Source organism: Micrococcus sp. 116 (genome assembly GCF_902506395.1).
In the GTDB taxonomy this organism is placed as follows: Bacteria; Actinomycetota; Actinomycetes; order Actinomycetales; family Micrococcaceae; genus Micrococcus; species Micrococcus luteus.
Genome location: NZ_LR732370.1, coordinates 1,947,491 through 1,967,042 on the forward strand (window position 1 = coordinate 1,947,491; position 19,552 = coordinate 1,967,042).

The 19,552-nt window shown below is 74.4% G+C and carries 20 protein-coding genes and 1 pseudogene; 13 read left to right on the forward strand and 8 right to left on the reverse strand.

The genetic code is table 11. The annotated features are described in order from the left end of the window. Positions 1–1,272: cystathionine gamma-synthase (locus tag CITRIK5_RS09065; protein WP_159833561.1), on the reverse strand; the 1,272-nt coding region annotated here is incomplete at its 3' end. A gap of 1 nt (position 1,273) precedes the next feature. Beyond that, on the reverse strand, positions 1,274–2,623 hold the full coding sequence (locus CITRIK5_RS09070; protein ID WP_159833563.1) for an O-acetylhomoserine aminocarboxypropyltransferase/cysteine synthase family protein: 1,350 nt from the start codon (positions 2,621–2,623) through the stop codon (positions 1,274–1,276). 296 nt (positions 2,624–2,919) lie between these two features. Between CITRIK5_RS09070 and CITRIK5_RS09075 the strand changes: the two genes are divergently transcribed. The 8 genes and pseudogenes from CITRIK5_RS09075 to CITRIK5_RS09110 all read left to right on the forward strand — a co-directional run bounded on the left by CITRIK5_RS09075 (position 2,920) and on the right by CITRIK5_RS09110 (position 7,527). Then, a complete protein-coding gene (locus tag CITRIK5_RS09075) occupies positions 2,920–3,648 on the forward strand; it encodes a class I SAM-dependent methyltransferase (RefSeq protein WP_159833565.1) in 729 nt (242 codons plus the stop codon). Then, positions 3,645–4,970 (forward strand): MFS transporter, encoded by a 1,326-nt coding sequence (locus CITRIK5_RS09080; RefSeq protein WP_236557171.1) that lies wholly within the window; start codon positions 3,645–3,647, stop codon positions 4,968–4,970. The genes CITRIK5_RS09075 and CITRIK5_RS09080 overlap by 4 nt, the downstream gene beginning before the upstream one ends. A 45-nt stretch (positions 4,971–5,015) precedes the next feature. Next, positions 5,016–5,429, forward strand: coding sequence for a VOC family protein (locus CITRIK5_RS09085; RefSeq protein ID WP_159833567.1), 414 nt, complete (start codon positions 5,016–5,018; stop codon positions 5,427–5,429). Between the two features lie 47 nt (positions 5,430–5,476). Then, positions 5,477–5,611, forward strand: a pseudogene (locus CITRIK5_RS12335) (GNAT family N-acetyltransferase); the annotation flags it as partial. Between the two features lie 286 nt (positions 5,612–5,897). Continuing rightward, complete coding sequence (locus CITRIK5_RS09095; protein ID WP_153239435.1) at positions 5,898–6,059, forward strand: hypothetical protein; 162 nt, start codon at positions 5,898–5,900, stop codon at positions 6,057–6,059. 121 nt (positions 6,060–6,180) lie between these two features. After that, positions 6,181–6,360 (forward strand): hypothetical protein, encoded by a 180-nt coding sequence (locus CITRIK5_RS09100; protein WP_158184041.1) that lies wholly within the window; start codon positions 6,181–6,183, stop codon positions 6,358–6,360. A gap of 61 nt (positions 6,361–6,421) precedes the next feature. Further along, positions 6,422–6,994: a DUF2812 domain-containing protein gene (locus CITRIK5_RS09105; protein ID WP_049145701.1), complete on the forward strand. Its 573-nt coding sequence runs from the start codon at positions 6,422–6,424 to the stop codon at positions 6,992–6,994. Beyond that, on the forward strand, positions 6,991–7,527 hold the full coding sequence (locus CITRIK5_RS09110; protein WP_119217720.1) for a hypothetical protein: 537 nt from the start codon (positions 6,991–6,993) through the stop codon (positions 7,525–7,527). The genes CITRIK5_RS09105 and CITRIK5_RS09110 overlap by 4 nt, the downstream gene beginning before the upstream one ends. A gap of 52 nt (positions 7,528–7,579) precedes the next feature. Here the strand turns inward: CITRIK5_RS09110 and CITRIK5_RS09115 are convergent, their stop codons facing one another. Continuing rightward, the gene (locus CITRIK5_RS09115; protein ID WP_327036766.1) at positions 7,580–7,969 is read right to left on the reverse strand and encodes a GNAT family N-acetyltransferase; all 390 of its coding nucleotides are present in this window, start codon (positions 7,967–7,969) and stop codon (positions 7,580–7,582) included. Positions 7,970–8,055: 86 nt separating this feature from the next. Between CITRIK5_RS09115 and CITRIK5_RS09120 the strand changes: the two genes are divergently transcribed. Further along, a complete protein-coding gene (locus CITRIK5_RS09120) occupies positions 8,056–8,553 on the forward strand; it encodes a DUF2243 domain-containing protein (RefSeq protein WP_159833569.1) in 498 nt (165 codons plus the stop codon). Further along, positions 8,546–9,379 (forward strand): cytochrome c oxidase assembly protein, encoded by an 834-nt coding sequence (locus CITRIK5_RS09125; protein ID WP_010080013.1) that lies wholly within the window; start codon positions 8,546–8,548, stop codon positions 9,377–9,379. The genes CITRIK5_RS09120 and CITRIK5_RS09125 overlap by 8 nt, the downstream gene beginning before the upstream one ends. Positions 9,380–9,476: 97 nt before the next feature. Here the strand turns inward: CITRIK5_RS09125 and CITRIK5_RS09130 are convergent, their stop codons facing one another. Then, positions 9,477–9,908: a MarR family winged helix-turn-helix transcriptional regulator gene (locus CITRIK5_RS09130; RefSeq protein WP_012751108.1), complete on the reverse strand. Its 432-nt coding sequence runs from the start codon at positions 9,906–9,908 to the stop codon at positions 9,477–9,479. A gap of 121 nt (positions 9,909–10,029) precedes the next feature. On the opposite strand from CITRIK5_RS09130, the gene CITRIK5_RS09135 reads away from it, so the two are divergent. Next, positions 10,030–10,458 carry an organic hydroperoxide resistance protein gene (locus CITRIK5_RS09135; RefSeq protein WP_036341242.1) on the forward strand — a complete coding sequence of 143 codons (429 nt, stop codon included), beginning with the start codon at positions 10,030–10,032 and terminating at the stop codon, positions 10,456–10,458. Here CITRIK5_RS09135 and CITRIK5_RS09140 read toward each other — a convergent pair. Continuing rightward, complete coding sequence (locus CITRIK5_RS09140; RefSeq protein WP_036341245.1) at positions 10,440–10,901, reverse strand: DUF805 domain-containing protein; 462 nt, start codon at positions 10,899–10,901, stop codon at positions 10,440–10,442. The genes CITRIK5_RS09135 and CITRIK5_RS09140 overlap by 19 nt on opposite strands. An 82-nt stretch (positions 10,902–10,983) precedes the next feature. Here CITRIK5_RS09140 and CITRIK5_RS09145 point away from each other — a divergent pair, with 82 nt between their 5' ends. Then, a complete protein-coding gene (locus CITRIK5_RS09145; RefSeq protein WP_010080009.1) occupies positions 10,984–11,655 on the forward strand; it encodes an SGNH/GDSL hydrolase family protein in 672 nt (223 codons plus the stop codon). Positions 11,656–12,163: 508 nt separating this feature from the next. Then, complete coding sequence (locus CITRIK5_RS09150) at positions 12,164–12,610, forward strand: hypothetical protein (protein ID WP_049145741.1); 447 nt, start codon at positions 12,164–12,166, stop codon at positions 12,608–12,610. A gap of 238 nt (positions 12,611–12,848) precedes the next feature. Here the strand turns inward: CITRIK5_RS09150 and CITRIK5_RS09155 are convergent, their stop codons facing one another. From CITRIK5_RS09155 to CITRIK5_RS09165, 3 genes are all read right to left on the reverse strand, one after another. Next, positions 12,849–14,330 carry a PQQ-binding-like beta-propeller repeat protein gene (locus CITRIK5_RS09155; protein ID WP_119217716.1) on the reverse strand — a complete coding sequence of 494 codons (1,482 nt, stop codon included), beginning with the start codon at positions 14,328–14,330 and terminating at the stop codon, positions 12,849–12,851. Between the two features lie 244 nt (positions 14,331–14,574). Further along, a complete protein-coding gene (locus CITRIK5_RS09160; RefSeq protein ID WP_119217715.1) occupies positions 14,575–15,807 on the reverse strand; it encodes an aminotransferase class I/II-fold pyridoxal phosphate-dependent enzyme in 1,233 nt (410 codons plus the stop codon). Between the two features lie 156 nt (positions 15,808–15,963). Continuing rightward, positions 15,964–19,395 (reverse strand): DEAD/DEAH box helicase, encoded by a 3,432-nt coding sequence (locus CITRIK5_RS09165; RefSeq protein WP_069941394.1) that lies wholly within the window; start codon positions 19,393–19,395, stop codon positions 15,964–15,966. Positions 19,396–19,552: the final 157 nt, after the last annotated feature.

Genomic DNA, 19,552 nt, shown 5'->3' on the forward strand with positions numbered 1-19,552 from the left:
GTGGTGGGCGGGTGCGGGACGGGGCACCGTGGACGACGACGGCGCCCCGCGGCCGGCGGCGACGCGTGCGGCGCACTCGAGGCCCGCCTCGAGGTCCGCCTGCAGGTCGGCCACGTCCTCGATGCCGACGGAGAGCCGGACCAGGTCCGTGGGGACGGCCAGGGGCGTGCCCCGCACGGAGGCGTGGGTCATCTCGGAGGAGTAGCAGAGCAGCGATTCGACCCCGCCGAGGCTGACCGAGAGCGCGAACAGCTCGGTGGCCTCGGCGAACGCGCGGGCCGCGGCCTCTCCCCCGGCCAACCGGACGGAGACGATGCCGCCGAAGCCGTCCATCTGCCGCGCGGCGAGCTCGTGGCCCGGGTGGTCGGGCAGCCCGGGGTAGAAGACCTGGGCGACCTCGGGGTGGCCCTGCAGCCAGCCCGCGAGCGCGGCGGCGTTGGCGCCGTGCCGGTCCATGCGCAGGCCGAGCGTCTTGAGGCCGCGGGCGGCGAGGTAGGAGTCCTGCGGGCCGGCGACCGCGCCGGCGGCGAACTGCTGGTAGGCCACCGCCTCGGCCAGCGCCCGGCCGCGGAACTCGCGGTCGGCCACCACCACGGCGCCGCCGAGCACGTCCGAGTGCCCGCCGATGTACTTGGTGGTGGAGTGCACCACGACGTCCGCGCCGAGGTCGAGGGGCCGCTGGAGGTAGGGCGAGGCGAACGTGTTGTCCACGACCAGCAGCGCGCCGGCGTCGTGGGCGATCTGCGCCCAGGCGGCCAGGTCCGCGATGCCCAGCAGCGGGTTGGACGGCGTCTCCACCCACAGCAGCGCGGTGCGGCCGGGGCGGACGGCCGCGGCGACCGCCGTCGGGTCGGTGATGTCCACGGGGGTGTTGGACACGCCCCACGGCTCGAGGACGGTGGTGATGAGGCGGTGGGTGCCGCCGTAGCCGTCGCCGCCCAGCACGATGTGGTCGCCGGGGCGCAGCACGGCCCGCAGGAGGGCGTCCTCGGCGGCGAGCCCGGAGGCGAACGCGAACGCCCGGTCGCCGTGCTCGAGGGCGGCGAGCTGGGTCTCGAAGCCGTTCCGCGTCGGGTTGGAGCCGCGGCTGTACTCATGCCCGGCGCGCAGCACGTTGATGCCGTCCTGCACGAAGGTGCTGGTCTGGTAGATCGGCGGCACCACGGCGCCGGTCAGCGGGTCGGGCTCCTGGCCGGCGTGCACGGCGGTGGTGGTGAAGCCGCGGACGGCGGGACGGGAGACGGAGCGGGTGGTGTGGTGGACGGCGGTCATCTCAGCGCACCTCCTGGGTGACGGCGGCGGTCTCGGGGACGGCGGGCGTGGCGGCGGGGACGGCCGGCCCGGCGGCGGACACCACGGCCAGGGCACGGTCCAGGTCCGCGATCAGGTCGTCGGGACACTCCAGCCCGATGGAGAGCCGGACGGTGGTCTCGGCGATCCCGGCGTCCTCGCGCTGCTGCCGCGTCAGGCGACAGTGCGTCATGGTCGCGGGGTGGGAGACGAGGGACCGGGCGTCGCCGACGTTGACCACCAGCTGGAACAGCTCGAGCGCGTCGAGGAACGGGGCCACGGCCTCGGGGCCGCAGGCCAGGTCGAAGGAGAACACCGAGCCGACGCCGTCCGGGAAGTCGCGGGCGGCCAGCGCCGCGCTGGGATGTCCGGCCACGCCGGGGTGGTGCACCCGCGCGACGGCGGGGTGCCCGGCCAGGTGTTCGGCCACGGCCAGGGCGGTGGCGGTGTGGCGGGCCACGCGCAGGTCGAGCGTCTCGAGCCCCTGGATGAACTGCGCCGCGCTCGCGGGGGCGAGGGTGGGGCCGAGGTCGTGCAGGAACTTGCTGCGGGCCAGCGTCAGGTAGGCTCCGCGGCCGTGCCGCTCGACCAGCGTCTGCCCGCCGTAGCGGGCCTTGGGCCGGGCCAGCTGCGGCCACCGGTCCGGCGCCGCGCCGTAGTCGAACGTGCCGCCGTCCACGATCGCGCCGCCGAGCACCGCGCCGTGCCCGCCGAGGAACTTGGTGGCCGAGTGCACGACGATGTCGGCGCCGTGCTCCAGCGGCCGGTAGAGGGCCGGCGTCGCGAGGGTGCTGTCCACCACCACGGGCACGCCGGCCGCGTGGGCGAGGTCCGCGAGCGCGGGCAGGTCCGGGAGGGTGGCGAGCGGGTTGGTGATGGCCTCGAGGAAGAACGCGCGGGTGTCGGGCCGGACCGCGGCGGCCCACGCGGGCGGGTCCGCCGGGTCCGCGAAGGTGACCTCGATGCCGAAGTCCGCGAACGTGTCCGTCAGCAGGTCGACGGTGCCGCCGTAGAGCTGGCTGGAGGCGACCAGGTGCTTGCCGCCCTGCAGCAGCGCCAGCAGGGACAGCGCGACGGCGGCCTGGCCGGTGGCCGTGGCGATCGCGCCGATGCCGCCCTCCAGCGCGGCGAGGCGGTTCTCGAACACCGCGACGGTCGGGTTGCCCGTGCGGCTGTAGGTGAAGCCGGGGGTCTCGAGCCGGAACATCGATGCCGCTGTGGCGTGGTCCGGGAAACGGAACGCCGTGGTCTGGTGGATGGGCGGGACGACCGGCCGGTGGGGCGCGGCGGGCTCGTAGCCGGCGTGGACTTGCTGTGTGGCATGACGGGGCATCTGCTCTCCTCCATCGGTCCTGGCGGTAGCACCGGGCCTGCCGTTCCCGGGGGTCCGAGTCCGGCGGGCGGGTTGCTGCGGCGTCGTCGAGCCAGATCTCTCGGCCGCTCTGGATGGGTGGTGAGCCCATCCCACGCGGTGGGCCGCCGAGAGTCCAGCGGGCGGCCGGCTCGCGCGTCATATGAGCCGCCCCCGCGCCATCCAGGACCGGCCGGAGCCTCTCCGGGGCGCGGCGGGCCGAGGCAGACCCGTGTGACGGACTGGCGTGGAGAGGGAGGTGTGTCAGACTCCCGGGCATGACACAGAGCACACCGGGCGGACCGGCCACGGACCTGCCCGACTTCCGGCCCTCGGGCAACCAGGGCGTGGACCCGGCGCTGTACGAGATCGAGAACGCGGCCATGGACCGTGAGGGCGCCCTCTGGGCGGCGCTGCAGGAGGCGGCGCCTTGGGCCGGGCGGACGCTGCTCGACCTCGGTGCGGGCACCGGCTTCTGGCTGCCCCGCTACGCCGACGCGGCCGAGACGATCGCCGTCGAGCCGGACGTGCGCCTGCTGGGGGCCGCCCGCGCCCGCCCCGGCGGGGCGCGCGTGCTCTACGGCTCGGCCGAGCAGATCCCGCTGCCGGAGGCGAGCGTCGACGTCGTGCACGCCCGGTTCGCGTACTTCTTCCCGCACCCGCACTGGGACGTCCGACCCGGCCTGGACGAGGTCGCCCGGGTGCTGCGGCCCGGCGGCGCGCTCGTGGTGATCGACAACGACACCGAGCGCGGCCAGTTCGCCGAGCTGCTGCGGGCGAGCACGAACGCCGCGGCGCAGGGCCAGGACACGTACGCCCGCGAGTGGTGGGCCGGCGTCGGGGCCGAGACCCGTGAGGTCATGAGCTCGTGGACCTTCGACTCCCGCGCCGACCTCGAGGCCGTCCTGCGGCTGGAGTTCGAGCGAGGGGTCGCCGACGCGTGGCTCGCCGAGCACCCCGCAGCGACGTCACTGAGCTACGGCTACCTGCTCCACGTGTGGCGGTGAGCACGGACCCGCGTCGCCAGACGCCTGCCCCCCGCACCCCTGACACTGGGACGCCCCCGCCGCCGGAAGGACGGGCGCGGTGGCTGGTCGCCTCCAACGCCCTCGACGCGGGTGGCCGGTCCGCCTCGGACGTCGCCCTGGATGTCCTGGCGGTGCTCCTGCTCGGCGTGGGCGCCGACGGCATGGGCGTGCTGATGACGCTCTCCGGGTTGGGATTCCTCCTGCTCGGCGTGCCCATCGGCATCGTGGTGGACCGACACCTCAGCCCGCGGCTGCTCGCGGCCACCGGCCTCGCCAAGGCGGCGGTGCTCGGCTCGCTCGTCGTGGCGTGGGCGCTCGACGCGCTCACGTTCGGCCACCTCGCCGCCGTCATGGCCCTGCTGGGCGTGCTCACGGTGCTGGCCGAGACCACCCAGACCGCGCTCGTGCCGCGCGTCGTGCCGGCCACCGCCGTCGCCCGCCTGACGGCGCGGCTCGAGTCCGCCGACGCCGCCCTCGTGTTGATCGTGCCCGCCGCGGCGGGCGTCCTCGTCGGGTCGCTGGGCGCAGGGCCCGTGCTCGGCATCGCGACGGCGTTCCTCTTCGCGGCGGCGATCGTCGCGCTCCGGGTGCGGTTGCGGCCCTCCGCCGCGGCGGACGTCCCGGACGACGACGGGGACCCCGGCGTCGCGGACGTCCTCTCCCGCTGGGCCCGGTTCGGGAAGGACGCCGCGGAGGGGTGGACGGTCCTGCGGCGCACCCCGGTCCTGTGGCTGCTGACGATGGGGTCGGTGGCCGCCAATGTGGGCATGGCCCTCTTCGCCCCGGTCGAGGCGGTCTGGATCCTGACCGACCTGCGGCTCGGGCCGGAGTTCCTGGGCGTCCAGATCACCGCCGGCGCGGTCGGGGCACTGGCGGCCTCGTCCCTGGCGGGCCGGGCCATCGACCGCCTGGGCGAGCGCCGGTGCATCCTCCTCGGCTCGGTCGGCTGCGCCGTGGCCGTGGGGCTGCACCTGCTGGCCTACGCCGACCGCGCTCATGCCGGGCCGTGGCTGCTGGCCGGCGCCGCCCTCTGGGGGTTCATGGTCCTGCTCGGGAACATCACCCAGGCCGCCGTGACCGCCCGCGCCTGCCCCGAGGGCACGCTCGGGCGGGTCACCGCGATGCGCCGCACCCTCACCCGGGGCTCCGTGCCGCTGGCGACCCTCGCGGGAGGTGCGCTCGGGGCGACGCTCGGGGTCGGCTGGGCGCTCGCGGGGTGGCAGGTCCTGGCGGTGGTCTCGCTGGCCGCCGTCGTGCCGGCCGCGCGGTGGGTGGATGCGGGGCGCGACGACGTCGACTGAGGCCGAGACGCTGACGCGGACGCCGAGGTCGCTTAATGTGTGGCCATGGTCAGCCGCCCCGTGCTCCAGCAGCCGGTCGTCGACGCCGTCGACATCCGTTCCGTCGCGGAGTTCTACCGCGAGCTCCTCGGCCTCCACTACCGCGCGGGCGACGAGCTCGCGGACGGCCGCGAGCCGGACAGCGCGGACTGGCTCGTGCTGCTGGACGACGACGGCCGCCGCGTCCTGACATTCCAGCGCACCGAGGAACTGAAGCCCAGCACGTGGCCGTCACCCGAGGTGCCGATGCAGCTGCACCTGGATTTCACCGTGCCGGACCGCGATTCCCTCGACGCGGCCCACGGCCACGCCCTGCGCCTGGGCGGGCGCCTCGTCCAGGACCGCTCCGACGACGAGGACGAGCCCCTGTACGTGTTCGCGGACCCGGCCGGCCACCCCTTCTGCGTCTTCGTGGGGTGAGCGCGGCAGACCGCGGCACGGCTCAGTGCCGTCGGTAAGGTCGTCGGGTGATCCCGCAACCCACCGATCGACTCACGTTCCGGTGCATGACCGACGCTGACCTCGACGACATGTGCCGGCTCCTCGGAGACGCGGAGGTCATGCGCTACTACCCGCGAGCCAAGTCGCGCAACGAGGTGCAGCGGTGGACCCGACCCGGACGCGGCCGATCCGATGGGCCCGATGCCCCACGACCCCTCCTGGGCCGGCGGCGGGGACGACTCCCTGCTCCAGCGCGCCGCCGAGACCGCCCGCGACCTGCTGCCCGGCAAGGACTGACCCGGGGGCCTCCGGCAGGAGGGCCAGGGGTGGGCGTGTCGGCCTGACCCTTGGTTGACTTGCGACGACGTCGGCCCACCCCACCCCGGGCGCCGTCGGACAGGGGGCGCTCACCCGGCGCCCCTCCCACCACGCCTGAGGAGGGCACCCATGGCTGATCAGCAGATCCCCGAGACGAAGAACTCCGACGCCCCCGGCGACCAGGACCAGGCCGCGCAGCAGGCGCCCGCCGAGGTCGACGGCCTCGCGGCCAAGGCCGAGCAGTCCGAGAAGGAGACCGAGGAGAACGACGAGGGCGGCTACGGCCACTGACCGACCACCTCGTCCCACCGACGACGCCCCGGGTGCCGCGCGCATCCGGGGCGTCGTCGCGCCCGGGGGGGCGTCAAGGTCGGCATCCGATGCCCCATCCCCTTGCACCCACCGGCAGTCGATGACTGAGTGTCACTCAGAGATATATCCCTCAATGATTCTCGGGGAGTGGCGGGACCCCGATGATCCGCATCTCCACACCACGTTGAAGAAGCTCAGGGATGCCGGGTTCATCGAGGAGTTCGACGGCGACGACGCCCGACGCGTCCATCGCCTCACCCCCGGGGACGCGGCGTCCTGATGAGCGACATCGAGCGCCGGCGCGGAATCCTGGCGATGGCCGACCAGATCATGGAGACGACATGAGCACCACACGCATGAGCAGTGGGCCGGCCTTCACCCCGGAGAAGGACCTCGCGAGGTTCGAAGACACGGCCCGCCGCGGCCAGCGGCTGACCGGGTTCTCCCTGGCCGCCCACGGCTGGCGCTTCGAGGACGCCGAGCCCGAGGACGTCGTCTTCGACATGTCCTACGAGACCGACCCCGACGACCACCACTTCGACCTCTTCCGGGCCGCCGGCTGGACGCCCGCGCTCACCTACGGCCACATCCGCCTCTTCAAGGCCGCCCCCGGTACCACCCCCGTCCACACCGGCACGGAGTCACGACTCGAGGAGGCGCTCGGCAACCGCGCCCTGTTCCTGCGGTACACCGCAGTGACGATCGCCGCCGTGCTCCTGGTGGTGCTGGCGATGGCGGCCGCCGACTGGCCTCTTGCGGCGGTGCTCGCCACCGTCGCGGGCCTCTACGTCCTCTCCTTCACGGACCTCGAATGGCGAGGACTCATCGGCTGGGGGCTCTTGCTGCTGGGTCTGGCGTTCCACATCGTCCGGTTCGGGCTGAAGCCCCCGTCGGACCCGGACCGGCGCCGATGACCACCGCGCCGGCCGAGGCGGCGCGCACCGCCGTCGTCGAGCCGCCGCCCGGCTACGCGGTGCTGGGGTGGGCGTTGGTGTTCGTCACGGCGCTCCCCTTGGTCCTCTTGCTCGTGCTGGATCCGGCCCTACGGTCGGCGGGCATCCTCGTGATCGCCGCGGTGAGCCTCGGGCTGGTCGTGTGGCTGAGCCAGGTGGCGTTCCTGCGCGCCCGCATCGAGCTCGCGGCGGACCCCGCCGCCGGCGTACTCCGCCTCCGGGCCCCGCTGTACTCCCGTGAGCTGCCCCTGGACTCACTGGCCACGGTGGAGGTCCAGGACGACGTCGGGCCGGGCGGCGCCTACATCAACTGGCCAGTGACGGGGCGGGCCCGCTCCCGCCGCGGCGTGCGGCTGGACCTCGGCGGCCCCGCCGGGCTGGTCCTCGCCACCCACGACGGACAGCGGTTCACTGTGGTGACCCCGGATCCAGAGACGGCCGCGGAGCTGCAGGCGACGTCGAGCGGCGACGTCCGGAATCGACTGCAGAAGTGACCCCTCTGAGGCCCGCTGACACCCCCAGAAGGGTCACTTCCGCAGTCGATTCTCAGGTGTGCGCGCGACGCCCGTCCGTCGCACCCGCCCCCGCCCGCCGCATCGGCACGTGCGGGATGCCGTCCTCGAGGAACTCCGGCCCGTCCGGCGCGTAGCCCCAGCGGGCGTACCAGTGCGCCAGGTGGGCCTGGGCGTCCAGCACGCTCGGCCGCCCGCCGATCCGGGCGACCGCCTCGTCCAGCAGCGCCCCGGCCAGGGCCCGGCCCCGCGCGTCGGGGTGGGTGACGACGCGGCCGATGCGGGCGACGTCGCCGTCGTCCAGCAGCCGCAGCGTGGCGACGGGCGTGCCCGCCTCGTCCTCGACCCACAGGTGGACGGTGGCCGGCTCGAGGTCGCGGCCGTCCAGGTCCAGGTAGGGGCAGTCCTGCTCGACGACGAACACCAGCGACCGCAGCTGCCAGAGGCGGTAGGCCGTCGTCCGGTCGAGCTCGTCGAAGCCCGCGGCATGGACGGCAGGGGCGGGGCCGGGTGTGGCGGGACCTCCACCGCCGCCTGCTGCTGTCCGGGATCCTCTTCGGGGTGGGCGTGGCCGCCTTCGTCGACGAGGTCGTCCTGCACCAGCTCCTGCACTGGCACCACTTCTACGACCTGTCCACCGCGGCCGTCGGCCTGGTCTCCGACGGACTCTTCCACGCCTTCGGCTGGTTCGCCGCCGTGGCCGGGCTGTTCCTCTTCGCGGACGTGCGACGCCGCGGCGGCCCCGGCGTCGGCCGGTGGTGGCCGGCGGTGCTGATCGGCGCGGGCGCGTTCCAGGCGTGGGACGGCACCGTCCAGCACAAGCTCATGAGGATCCACCAGATCCGGTACGAGGTCATCCCCACGGAGCTGCAGGGCACCGGCCCGTACGCGCCCGTGGACGACATCCCCGTGTACGACCTCGTGTGGATGGCCATTGCGATCGCCTTCCTCATGATCGGCACCCTGGCGTGGCGGCGCGGCTCCCGCCGGGCGGCCGCCCGTGCATGAGCACCCCGGCGGGATCGGGGCGGAGCTCGGCGCCCAGGCGGCGAGCGCCCCGTTCCCGCTGGCCGGCGTCGTCATCGGCGGCGGACTCCTGCTGTTCCTGGTCGCCTATGCGGCGCTGGTCCGCGCCGGACGACGCCGGGGCCGCGCCTGGTCCGACGCGCGCACCCTGAGCGCGGCCGCGGGGGTGGTGGCCGGCGTCGTGGCGGTGGGACCGCTGGGGGTGCTCGGCCACCACGACTTCACGGCCCACATGTGGGGGCACCTGCTGCTGGGCATGCTCGCCCCGCTGCTGCTGGTGCTGTCCGCGCCGGTGACCGTGGCCCTGCGGGGCCTGCCCGTGGCGTGGGCGCGGCGGCTGTCCCGGGTGCTGTCCACGCCGTACGTGCGGGTGGTCTCGCACCCGGTGGTGGCGGGGCTGCTGAACATCGGCGGGCTGTGGCTGCTCTACACCACACCCCTGCACGCCTGGATGCATGCCTCCGCGGTGGGGCATCTGCTGGTGCACGTGCACGTGCTGCTGGCCGGGTGGGTGTTCACCGCCGCGATCCTGCAGGTGGACCCGGCACCGCACCCGCACGGACACCCGCTGCGGGCAGGTGTGCTCGTGGCGTTCCTCGCGCTGCACGCGATCCTCTCCAAGCACGTCTACGCGCATCCGCCGGCGGGCGTGGGCGTGGCGGAGGCCCAGGCCGGCGCCCAGCTCATGTACTACGGCGGCGACTGGATCGACCTCGTGCTGATCGCCGTCTTCTGCCTGGACTGGTACCGCCGCACCGCGCCGGTGCGGTCGGGGCGGGGCGGTGTGGTGGCCCGGGCGGCGTCCTGAGAAGACCGCTCGATGTGCTCAGGACCGCGTCCTCATGACGCGGTCCTGAGCACAGCAGGCGGTCGCGGGGATCCTGCGCCCCCGCCCGCGCCCCGGCTCAGTCGAGTCCCGCGGCCAGCTCGTCCAGGAAGGCCTTGAGCTCCTCCCGCTGTCCGGCCGGCCCGGGGTAGAGGTCGGCCATGCGTGCGGGGATGTCGGCGGCGGCCTCGCGCAGGTCCCGGCCGGCGGGGGCGAGGGAGATGAGGCGACGCCGCTCGTCGTCGGCGCTGCGGGCACGGGTGACCAGGCCGGCGTGGTCGAGGCGGCGCAGCAGCGGGGTGAGGGTGCCGCTGTCGAGTCCCAGGCGCGCGCCGATGTCGTTCACGCCCACCGGCCCGTCCTCCTGCCAGAGCACCAGCATCACGAGGTACTGGGGGTAGGTGAGGCCCAGCTCCTCGAGCAGGGGCCGGTAGGCGCGGGTCACCGCCCGGCTGGCGCGGTAGAGGGAGAAGCACAGCTGGCGGTCGAGGTCGAGGGGGGTGACGTCCACCCGGACAACCTACCCCGCAGACAACTGGATTGCACACAACCTGATCGCGGACTACTTTGGACCGTGGCCGCCGTCGAGCGGCCCCCGGCACCCCGGGCCAGACACCGTCAAGGAGCACACCGTGATCGAGATCGAGCCCCTCTACACCACCGAGGCCATCGCCACGGGCGGCGGCCGCAACGGCCACGTCCGGACCGCGGACGGCCGCGTCGACATGGACCTGGCGATCCCCGCCGAGATGGGCGGCAGCGGCGACGGCGCCAACCCCGAGCAGCTCTTCGCCGCCGGCTACGCCGCGTGCTTCCACTCCGCCCTGCAGAGCGTCGCCCGCCAGGCCAAGAAGAAGCTCGGCGACTCCTCCGTGGGCGCCCGCGTCTCGATCGGCAAGGCCGGCGAGGGCTTCGGCCTGGCCGTCACCCTCGAGGTCGTCATCCCGGACCTGCCCCAGGACGAGGCGCAGCAGCTCGCCGACGCCGCCCACCAGGTCTGCCCCTACTCCAACGCCACCCGCGGCAACATCCGCGTGGACGTTCAGGTCGTCGACGACTGACCGCTCGGCGCGGCGGCCTCCGCGGCCACCCGCGGATCCGAGGGCTGGAGCACCATCACCAGCAGGGCGATCGCACCGAGCACGGGCAGCAGCGCCAGGAGCAGCCAGGCGCGGCTGAGCCCGGCGTCGTGCAGGCGCCGGGCCGTCAGCGCCCAGGCGGGCACCAGATGGAGCAGGCCCCAGACCCCCGAGAAGGCCTGGTAGGCCTCGGTCATCGAGTCGACGGCGGGGACGCTGAGACCGCTGACCGCGAAGCCGGGGAACACGACGGCGGAGGGGGTGGCCGTCGTCGTGTCCGCCCCGAGGGCCCCGAACAGGAGGGTGATGCCGAGGGACGCGAGGGACAGGTACAGCACCACCCACCAGAACTCGGCGCGCCCGGCCCGGCCGCCGAACTGCGCGTAGCGTCCGTAGAAGCGGCCCACGGCCCGGAGGAACGTCATGGCCGGATCCTGGCCCATGAGGTGGCCCGAGTCGAGGCCCTCCCGCGTGTCCGCACGTCAGGGCGCCGGTAGCCTGGCGCGCATGCCCTCCCCCTCCGGCTGGCAGGCCCAGCACGACGCCGACTACCGCGCCCACTGGCACGCCCTCGCCGCCCGCGCGGACCCCGACGCGCTCACGTGGGTGGTGCTGGGCGACTCGGCCGCCGTCGGGATCGGGGCCGAGAGCGTGGAGCGCACGTACGTGGCCCAGGTGGCCGAGCGGGTGGCCGCCGAGACCGGCCGGCCCGTGCGGGTGGTGAACCTCGCCGTCAGCGGGGCCATGGCGAAGGACGTGCTCGCCGACCAGCTGCCCCTCATGCCGGCGAGCGGGGTGGACGCGGTGACGTGCGTCGTCGGCGGCAACGACGTCACCTGGGCTTGGCGGTTCCGCGAGGCCGCCTTCGAGGAGCCCCTCGAGGCGATCGCCCGCGCCCTGCCCGCCGGCGCCACGCTGGGCCTGGTCCCGACGTTCCGCATCCCGCCGTTCGAGGCTCGCGTGCGCCGGGCGAACACGGTGGTGCGGCGGGTGGCCGCCCGGCACGGCCTCGGCGTGGCGGACGTGCACGCGGCCACGTGGCGGCGGAATCTGAGGCACCAGGTCAGCCGCCTGGCCCGGGACCTGTTCCACCCCAACGGCGCCGGCTACGAGGACTGGGCCGCGGCGGTCGCCCCCGAGGTGCTGCGGCAGGTGCGGGGTCAGGCACCGGCCGCCTGAGGACTCCTCCCCGCCGCGCGCGAAGCGCACATCCGGCGTCCCTCACACCGGGGGCTAGACGGGGACCCATGCGATGCATAGTCTCCCCTCACGCACTGCACGACGACCGGTCGGGCCGGCGTCCGGGAGCACGGGCTCCCCCGACCGACGGAGGTCCGCCTTGACCCCCTCACCCCCTTCCCTCCGCTCCGCCCGCCATGCCCTCCCGGCCACGACGGCGGCCCTGACCCTGGCCCTCACGCTCGCCGGCTGCTCCGGCGGCGGGGGCCCAGCGACGGCGTCCGGCACCACACCCTCCCCTGCGGCGTCCTCCGACACGACGCCGTCCCCGTCGAGCACGTCCGAGACCACCACGCCGTCCGCGGGCGGGCCAGCCTCCGGCACCACGGCGCCGAGCACTCCGGCGCCGGCCTCCGGGAGCGCCACGCAGGGTTCGGGCGGCGGCTCCACCGCCGGTGCCGGGTTCGTGCCCGAGGGCGCCGATCCCGCCAGGAACGGGGCTCTGCCGTTGAGCGAGGGCTTCCTCGCCGCCCTCCCGGAGGCCGCCGTCACGCACCGGGCGGGCAGTCCGACGGAGGACCCCCTGGCCCGGGCCCTGGAGGGCGTCGAGCTGCCCGGCACGCCCACGACGGACGTCAACGTGATCGCCTCCGAGCTGCAGGGCCTCCAGACCCCCGGGGAGGGGGGCGCGGCGATGGGCGGCGAACGCCCCGAGGGCACCCTGCGCCTGATGCTGCTGTGCGACGACCCGGACGCCGGCCCGTCCTCGGTGGGCATCCTCGGGGCGGACGGCTTCGCCGCCTACCAACCCCTGGGGTGGTCGGACCGCTGCGGCGGATACGTCGTCATGGTGCCGGAGTCGGACGCGGAGGACCTGGTGGTGAGCGCCGAGGTCCCCGAGGGCACCCGGTACCGCCTGAGCGTGATCACGGACCACGATCCGGTGGCCGACTGACCCCACCATCCCCGGGGCATCCTCTCCGGCAGGCCCTCCTGGATCCGGCAGGCCCTCCCGGAGCGGGGCCTGCGGACAGGCGGGCGGGGCCGCGTCCCCACGACGCGACCCCGCCCTCCTCCATCCACGGGCCGGCGGCAGGTGCCGGCCCTGGCCGTCAGCGTCCCCACGACGCCCCCGGCCGCCGACCGGGCACCCCTCCCCACGAAGGGCGCCCGGCCGGAGTCTCGTCACACGATCAATGGTCGTGCCCCTCGTGGCCCTCCGAGGGCTCGGCGCCGTGGTCGTGGCCCTCGTGGCCGTCGTCGTCGTGGTCCTCGTCACCGTGCGCGCCCTCCTCGGGTTTCACGGACTCGGGCTCGCCGGTGACCACGGCCATCTCGACCGGGGCGAACTCCAGGTCCTTCTCCAGGACGGTCTCACCGGTCTCCAGGTCCACGGCCACGAGCCTCCGGTTCTCCGCGTCCGTCACGTAGGCGGTGTTCCCGGCGACCTTCAGGATCGGACCGGGCTCCTGCCACTCGTCCTTCTCCTTCCACGGCTCGATCACCGGGTACTCGGCGGTGACCTCACCGGTCTCCTCGTCGATCACGTTGACCTCGCCGTCGTAGGTCAGCACGACCGCGGAGCCGTCCTCAGCGCGGCCGAGCGAGCGGAACCAGTAGGACGAGCCGAGGTCCACGGTGGTGAGCTCATCGGTACGGGTGTCGATGAGGGCGATCCCCGTGGGCCGCTCGACGGCTTCCTTCGGCTCCTCCTCGACCTTGTGATCACCCAGGACGATGGGTGAGTCATGCAACCCGAACAGGTTCCCGGAGCGCTGGTACTCGGTCTCGACGTCCACCTTGTGGAACTCGCCGTCCCGGTACACGACGGGCCCGTTCTCGCAGCCCATCACGACGACGTCGCCCGCCTCCGTCGGCTGGGCCGCGGCCTCGCCGTGACTGCCGGGGCAGTCGTCGGTCTCGGCCGTGACCTCGCCGGTCTTCGGGTCGATCACCTGGAGCGTGTTCCGGGAGTCCTCGGTGCCCTGCGTGGTGAAGAGGGTGCCGTCGGAGAGCTCGAGCGCCACGCCGTGGTGCGGGTCCTCGGTCTCGGCCTCCGTCATGACGGGCATGAGGTCCGGGGTCGCCTTGTCCAGGTGGGTCGAGTCGAAGGTGCGGATCGCGCCCGTGCCGTCCGCGAAGAGGGTGGTCTTGCCGTTGTGGGTGACGACGTGGCCGGGATGCTCACCCGGGAACGTTACGCCGGTCATGCCGGGCGCGGACTCGTAGTTGTGGACGTGATCGCCGTGGGCCTTGGCCTGGATGCCGGTGGAGAACACCTCCCAGCCCTTCCCGGTGGTCACCAGGACGTCCTTGCCGTTGCCGGCGTTGCTCAGCCGCTTGAAGCCCGTGATGTCCTGCTCCTTCACCACCTCACCGGACTCGGCGTCGAGCAGCGTGAGCCCGTCCTCGTGCGAGAGCAGGATGCGCGGCGTCACCGCGGAGACCTCGGTGGTCTGGGTCGGGTCGACGCGGTCCTCCGCGGAGACGGAGGAGGCCGCCGTCGCCTCACCCGCCGGCGACTCGGAGCCGCCCGCGGCGGAGGCGGGTGCCGACGTCGGGCCGGACGGGTCGGCGTCCGCGCCGCACGCCGTCAGGGCGATGGCCGCGGCGGCGAGGGTGGCGGAGAAGGTGGCGGTGCGCGTGGAACGGCGCTGCGGGGCGAAGTGGGACACGGGGAGCCTTTCACGAGAGCGAGAAGATGCGACTGATTCACAATAAAGACTGTTGCGGATGATTCGCAATACTGCGGTGGACCTCACCCCGTCATCCCGGCGGCGCCGACGGCGCGCCCCCGTCGCGGGAACCGGCACGTGACGCCCTCGACGCGGCGACCGGGCCGTCACGGACACGCCGCTCGGGCGCCGCTACCGGCTGGGCGGCTGAGACGTCGGCCGGTGCGGCGTGCGGCGGAGCCCGTCAGGCCAGGCCGCGCGCCGCGTGCCAGGCGGCGATCCGCTCGAGCGCCTCGTGGAGGGCGTCCGGGCCGGCGGCGAAGGAGAGCCGGACGGACTCGGGCCCGTGGACGGCGTCGAAGTCGTCGCCGGGGGTCAGCGCGACGCCGGCCTCCTCCAGCAGGGCGGCGCAGTAGCCGACGGCGCTGCCGAACTCCGCCAGCATGCCCGGGGCGAGACGGGCCCACAGGTAGAAGGCGCCGTCGGCGGGGGCGGCGTCGGCCCAGCCGAGCCGGGGCAGGGCGGCCAGCACGACGCCGCGCGTCGCCGTGAAGCCGCCGGCCTGCTCAGCGCAGAACGCGTAGGACTCCTCGCTGAACGCGTGGACGGCCGCCTCCTGTGCCGCGGCGGGCGGGCAGAGGGCGACCGAGCCGGCGAGGCCGTCGACCGCGGCGGCCAGATCGTCCGGCATGAGCATCCAGCCCAGCCGCCAGCCGGGCATGCCCCAGTACTTGGAGAACGAGCTGACCACGAGCGCGGTGCGGGAGGTGCGCCATGCGCAGGCGCCGAGCCCCTCCCCGTCCGTGTGCACGATGCCGTGGTAGATCTCGTCCGAGACGAGCCGCACACCGCGTTCCTCGCACCAGCGGGCGAGTTCGGCGAGCTCGGCGGCGCTGACCATCGTGCCCGTGGGATTGGCCGGGGAGGCGAGCACGAGCCCCGCGACCGGGCCCTCCGCGAGCGCCGCCTCCAGGTGGGCGACCGTGGGCTGGTAGCGGGTGCCGGCGTCGACGTCCACGTCCACCACCTCCACCCCGAGCGCCGTGAGGATGTTGCGGTACGCCGGATAGCCGGGGCGCGGCAGGAGCACGCGGTCCCCCGGGGAGAACGCCGCGAGGAAGCCGAGCATGAACGCCCCCGAGGAGCCCGTGGTGATCGCGACCTGCTCGGGGCGCACGTCGAGCCCGTACCAGCGGCGGTAGTGGCCGGCGACGGCGGCCCGCAGCTCCGGCAGGCCCAGCGCCGGGGTGTAGGTGAGGGCACAGCCGGAGGCGTGGACGGCGGCGGCCGCGGCGTCGACGGCGGGCGGGGCGCCCCCGCCCGGCTCCCCCGCGCACAGGCTGACGACGTCGTGGCCGGCGGCACGCAGCTCGGCGACCCGGCCGAGGATGCTCATCACCGTGAACGGCGGCACCTGCGACCGGGCGGACGGCACGAAGGTGGGGGTGGTGGTGCTGGAACGGGACGGGCGACGCATGGCCCGAGGCTACCCCCCGCTTTCGTTCGGGAAACGGCGCCCCGGGGACGACTTTCGTTGACGAAACGGGCGGGCGGGACGCCGTTTCATCAACGAAAACGTCGCGACACGCCGCCGTTTCGTGAACGAAAACGTCCGGCCCGCCTCGCGCGGCCCTCACTCCTCGGCGCCGAGCATCTCCCGGATGTCCTCGGCGGTGAGGGAGTCGGTGAAGGCGCCGGCTCCGGAGTCGTCGGACTCGTCCATGAGCGCGCCGAACAGCTCGGCCTTGCGCCGCTGCAGCTCGAGCACCTTCTCCTCGATCGTCCCCTCGGACACGAGCCGGTAGACCATCACGGTCCGCTCCTGCCCGATCCGGTGCGCCCGGTCCACGGCCTGCGCCTCCGCAGCGGGGTTCCACCACGGATCCATGAGGAACACGTAGTCCGCCTCGGTCAGGGTCAGGCCGAAGCCGCCCGCCTTCAGGGAGATCAGGAACACCGGCGCCTCGCCCTCGCGGAAGCCGCGGATCACGTCGGCGCGCCCGCGCGTGGAGCCGTCGAGGTACGCGTGCTCGATCTCCAGGTGGTCCAGCTCCTCGGCGATCACCCGCAGGAAGCTCGTGAACTGGCTGAACACGATCACGCGGTGCCCCTCGCCGATCACCTCGGTGAGGTCGTCGAGGAACCGCTCGAGCTTCGAGCTGGGCACGGAGGCGTACTGGTCGTCGACGATCTGCGGCGCCAGCGCGAGCATCCGCAGCAGCGTGAGCGACGTGAAGATGGTGAACCGGTTGCCGTCCATGTCCCCGAGCAGGCCCAACACCTTGCGGCGCTCGCGCTGGAGCACGCGGTCGTAGAGCTTGCGGTGGGCCGGCTCGAGCTCCACCTGGAGGATCTGCTCCTGCTTGGACGGCAGGTCCTTCGCCACGAGCTCCTTGGAGCGGCGCAGCATGAACGGGCGCACGCGGCGGCGCAGGGCCGCCATCCGCTCGGGGTCCCCCCCGGTCTCGATGGGGGTCACGTAGGTCTCGCGGAACCGGCGGTGGCTCGGGAACAGGCCCGGCACGACGACGCCCAGCAGCGCCCACAGGTCGCTGAGGGAGTTCTCCATCGGCGTGCCGGTGATGGCCAGCCGGAAGGGGGCGCGCAGGTCGCGGGCCACCGTGTGCACCTTCGCGGCGCGGTTCTTCAGGAACTGTGCCTCGTCGAAGACCACCCCGCCCCAGTCGAGTCCGCCGTACTGGCCGGCGTCGATCCTCAGGAGCGTGTAGCTGGTGACCACCACGTCCGCCCCCGCCACCTCGTCCGCCACGGCGGTGCCGCGCTTGCGGGTGGTGGTGTCCAGGACGCGCACGTCGAGGTCCGGGGTGAACTTCTCGGCCTCGGCCGCCCACACGGACACCACGGAGCTCGGCGCGACCACGAGGAACGGCGGCCGCTCGGGCCGGGCCTGGCGCGCGTGGGCGAAGAGCGCGAGGGTCTGGACGGTCTTGCCCAGGCCCATGTCGTCGGCCAGGATCCCGCCGAGGTCCTGCTCCCACAGGAACGCGAGCCAGCGCAGGCCCTCCTCCTGGTAGGGGCGCAGGTCGGCCTTCAGGCCGGCGGGGCGCGGGGCCTCGGGGAGGCGCTCGACGGCGGCCAGACGCCCGACGGCGGCGGTCCACTCCGGGTCCTCGTCCACCTCGTCCGCGAGCTCCTTGAGGTCCTCCCAGAAGCCGACCTGGTGCCGTGAGACGGGGGTGTGCTCCGGGGTCCACTCCTGCAGGGTGGCGGCCTCGGAGAGCAGGGCGCGCAACCGGTCGAAGGCGGGGTGGTCGAGGCCCAGGTAGGAGCCGTCCGCGAGGATCAGCGTGGTCCTGCCCTGCACGAGCGCGGTGAACAGCTCCACGAACGGCAGCACGTGCCCGTCCACGGAGACCTGCACGCCGAGGTCGAACCAGTCGTTCTGCGTGGCCTTCGTGCCGACCTCGATGCGCGGGGCGGCCTTCAGCTCGCGGTAGTCGGGGCGGTCGCCGGTGACGTCCACGCGCACGTGGTCCGCGCGCTGCAGCAGCGGCAGCACCTGCTCGGAGAACCGGGCGGCGCCCACGCCCTCGAGGACCTGCTCCTCCGCACGGCCGGCGCGCGGCCAGAGCTCGGCCACGGCGCGCAGCACCGCGTCCTCGTGCCGGGTGTCCCGCAGGGGGTCGCCGCCGGCGTCGAGGCCGAGTTCGCGGGGCGGGTCGAAGTAGAGCCAGGACCAGCGCAGCACGAGCTCGTGGCCGGGTCGGAAGTCGGCGCGCAGCCGCAGCACGGGCGGCTCGAACTCGGGCAGCTCCACGGAGGCGTCGCCGCTGGTCACGGGCAGGGCGCCACGCAGCCGCGGGTAGATCCGGCCGAGGAACTCCTCGCGGTCCGCGGCGGGCACGCGCACGGGCCCGCCGGCGAGCACGAGCTGCTGCACGGCCTCGGGGACGGGGCGTGCGGCGGGGATCAGGTGGAGCACGGCCTCCTCGTCCGTGAGCTCCACGCGGTAGAAGCCGATGCCGCCCACGGCGTGCACACCGCTCAGCCCGGGGCCGGGCGGGGCCGGGTCCAGGGACGGGGCCACGTCCAGACCGCCGTCGGGGGCGGCGGTGACGTCCAGCCCGACGGCGACGGGCGCCTCCAGCACCACGTCCGTCAGCAGCCCCAGCGGCACGAGCTCCACCCCGACCTCGCGGGCCTCCGCGAGCAGCTGCCAGATCCGCGGGGAGTCGAAGACGTGCAGACCGAACCAGGCGTCGCCCGGGTAGGAGTCCTCGGCCTGGACCTGACGCCAGATCAGGCGCATCGCCCGCTCCTGGGCGGGGGCGAACTCGGCGCGCGGGAACTGGAACGCCTTCCACGTCAGCCCGCCCTTGATCCACGTCCCCTTGGCCCCGCGCTTGAGCGGGCGCACGGTCACGTACAGCGGGCGGCCCTCGCGCACCTGCTCCTCCCCGGCGGTCGCCGGGCCCCACTGCTGGAACGCGTTGCGGGAGGACTCGGCCACGAGCTCCACGCCGATCGCCAGCGCGGGCGGCGTGCCCACCCGGCGCGGGCCGTGGAGTCCGGCCAGCGGCTCCATGACCCGTCGCCAGTCCAGGCCGGCAGGGGGTGGGGGTGCCGCCCCGTCCGCGGCCGGGGCGTCGAGGCCGGCCGGGCCGCCGCCGTCGTGGCCCCGGCCGGCGGGCGCGGGCAGCGCGTCCGCCGTGGTGACCATCTCGGCGAGCTTGCGGCGGGCGTCGTCGAGGGCCTGGTCGGCGTCGAGGCGGACCACCTGGTAGAGCGCGGCGGCCACGTGCTTGCAGTCCGTCCCGACCGGGCACGTGCAGCGCCCGCCCACCGGCTCCATGAGGGCGCCGGCGCCGTCCTCGGCGGCGTCGTCGTAGGCCTCCTGCAGCTGCACCTGCACCCGGTAGGGGCTGGGCGCGGTGCCCTGGACGGAGGCGCTCAGACGGCCGGTGGCGGCGTCATAGCGCAGGCGCCCCACGGCACCCGACGCGGCCACGGCGAAGCCGCGGTCCGCACTGGTGGGCCCGACGACGGCGCGGATGGCCTCGGTGCGCAGGTGCGGCAGGACGTCTCCGGAATCTGCAGTGGCCATAGCGAGCAGTCTTTCACGGACCGTGCCGGGCCCGCTCCGACCGACACCGGTCCGGCGGCGTGCCCACTCACGGGCCCCGGGTCCGCACACCTGAGACCTTCAGCCCGACCCGCCCCGGACCCTAGAGTGCGCCCATGGCGTCCACACAGCCCTCCCC

Excerpts from the sequence above, each read along its gene's own strand:
- CITRIK5_RS09070 (WP_159833563.1), bottom strand. The coding sequence starts at position 2,623 with ATGCCCCGTCATGCCACACAGCAAGTCCACGCCGGCTACGAGCCCGCC.
- CITRIK5_RS09075 (WP_159833565.1), top strand. The coding sequence starts at position 2,920 with ATGACACAGAGCACACCGGGCGGACCGGCCACGGACCTGCCCGACTTC.
- CITRIK5_RS09085 (WP_159833567.1), top strand. The coding sequence starts at position 5,016 with ATGGTCAGCCGCCCCGTGCTCCAGCAGCCGGTCGTCGACGCCGTCGAC.
- CITRIK5_RS09095 (WP_153239435.1), top strand. The coding sequence starts at position 5,898 with ATGGCTGATCAGCAGATCCCCGAGACGAAGAACTCCGACGCCCCCGGC.
- CITRIK5_RS09100 (WP_158184041.1), top strand. The coding sequence starts at position 6,181 with ATGACTGAGTGTCACTCAGAGATATATCCCTCAATGATTCTCGGGGAG.
- CITRIK5_RS09105 (WP_049145701.1), top strand. The coding sequence starts at position 6,422 with ATGAGCACCACACGCATGAGCAGTGGGCCGGCCTTCACCCCGGAGAAG.
- CITRIK5_RS09110 (WP_119217720.1), top strand. The coding sequence starts at position 6,991 with ATGACCACCGCGCCGGCCGAGGCGGCGCGCACCGCCGTCGTCGAGCCG.
- CITRIK5_RS09140 (WP_036341245.1), bottom strand. The coding sequence starts at position 10,901 with ATGACGTTCCTCCGGGCCGTGGGCCGCTTCTACGGACGCTACGCGCAG.
- CITRIK5_RS09145 (WP_010080009.1), top strand. The coding sequence starts at position 10,984 with ATGCCCTCCCCCTCCGGCTGGCAGGCCCAGCACGACGCCGACTACCGC.
- CITRIK5_RS09160 (WP_119217715.1), bottom strand. The coding sequence starts at position 15,807 with ATGCGTCGCCCGTCCCGTTCCAGCACCACCACCCCCACCTTCGTGCCG.
- CITRIK5_RS09165 (WP_069941394.1), bottom strand. The coding sequence starts at position 19,395 with ATGGCCACTGCAGATTCCGGAGACGTCCTGCCGCACCTGCGCACCGAG.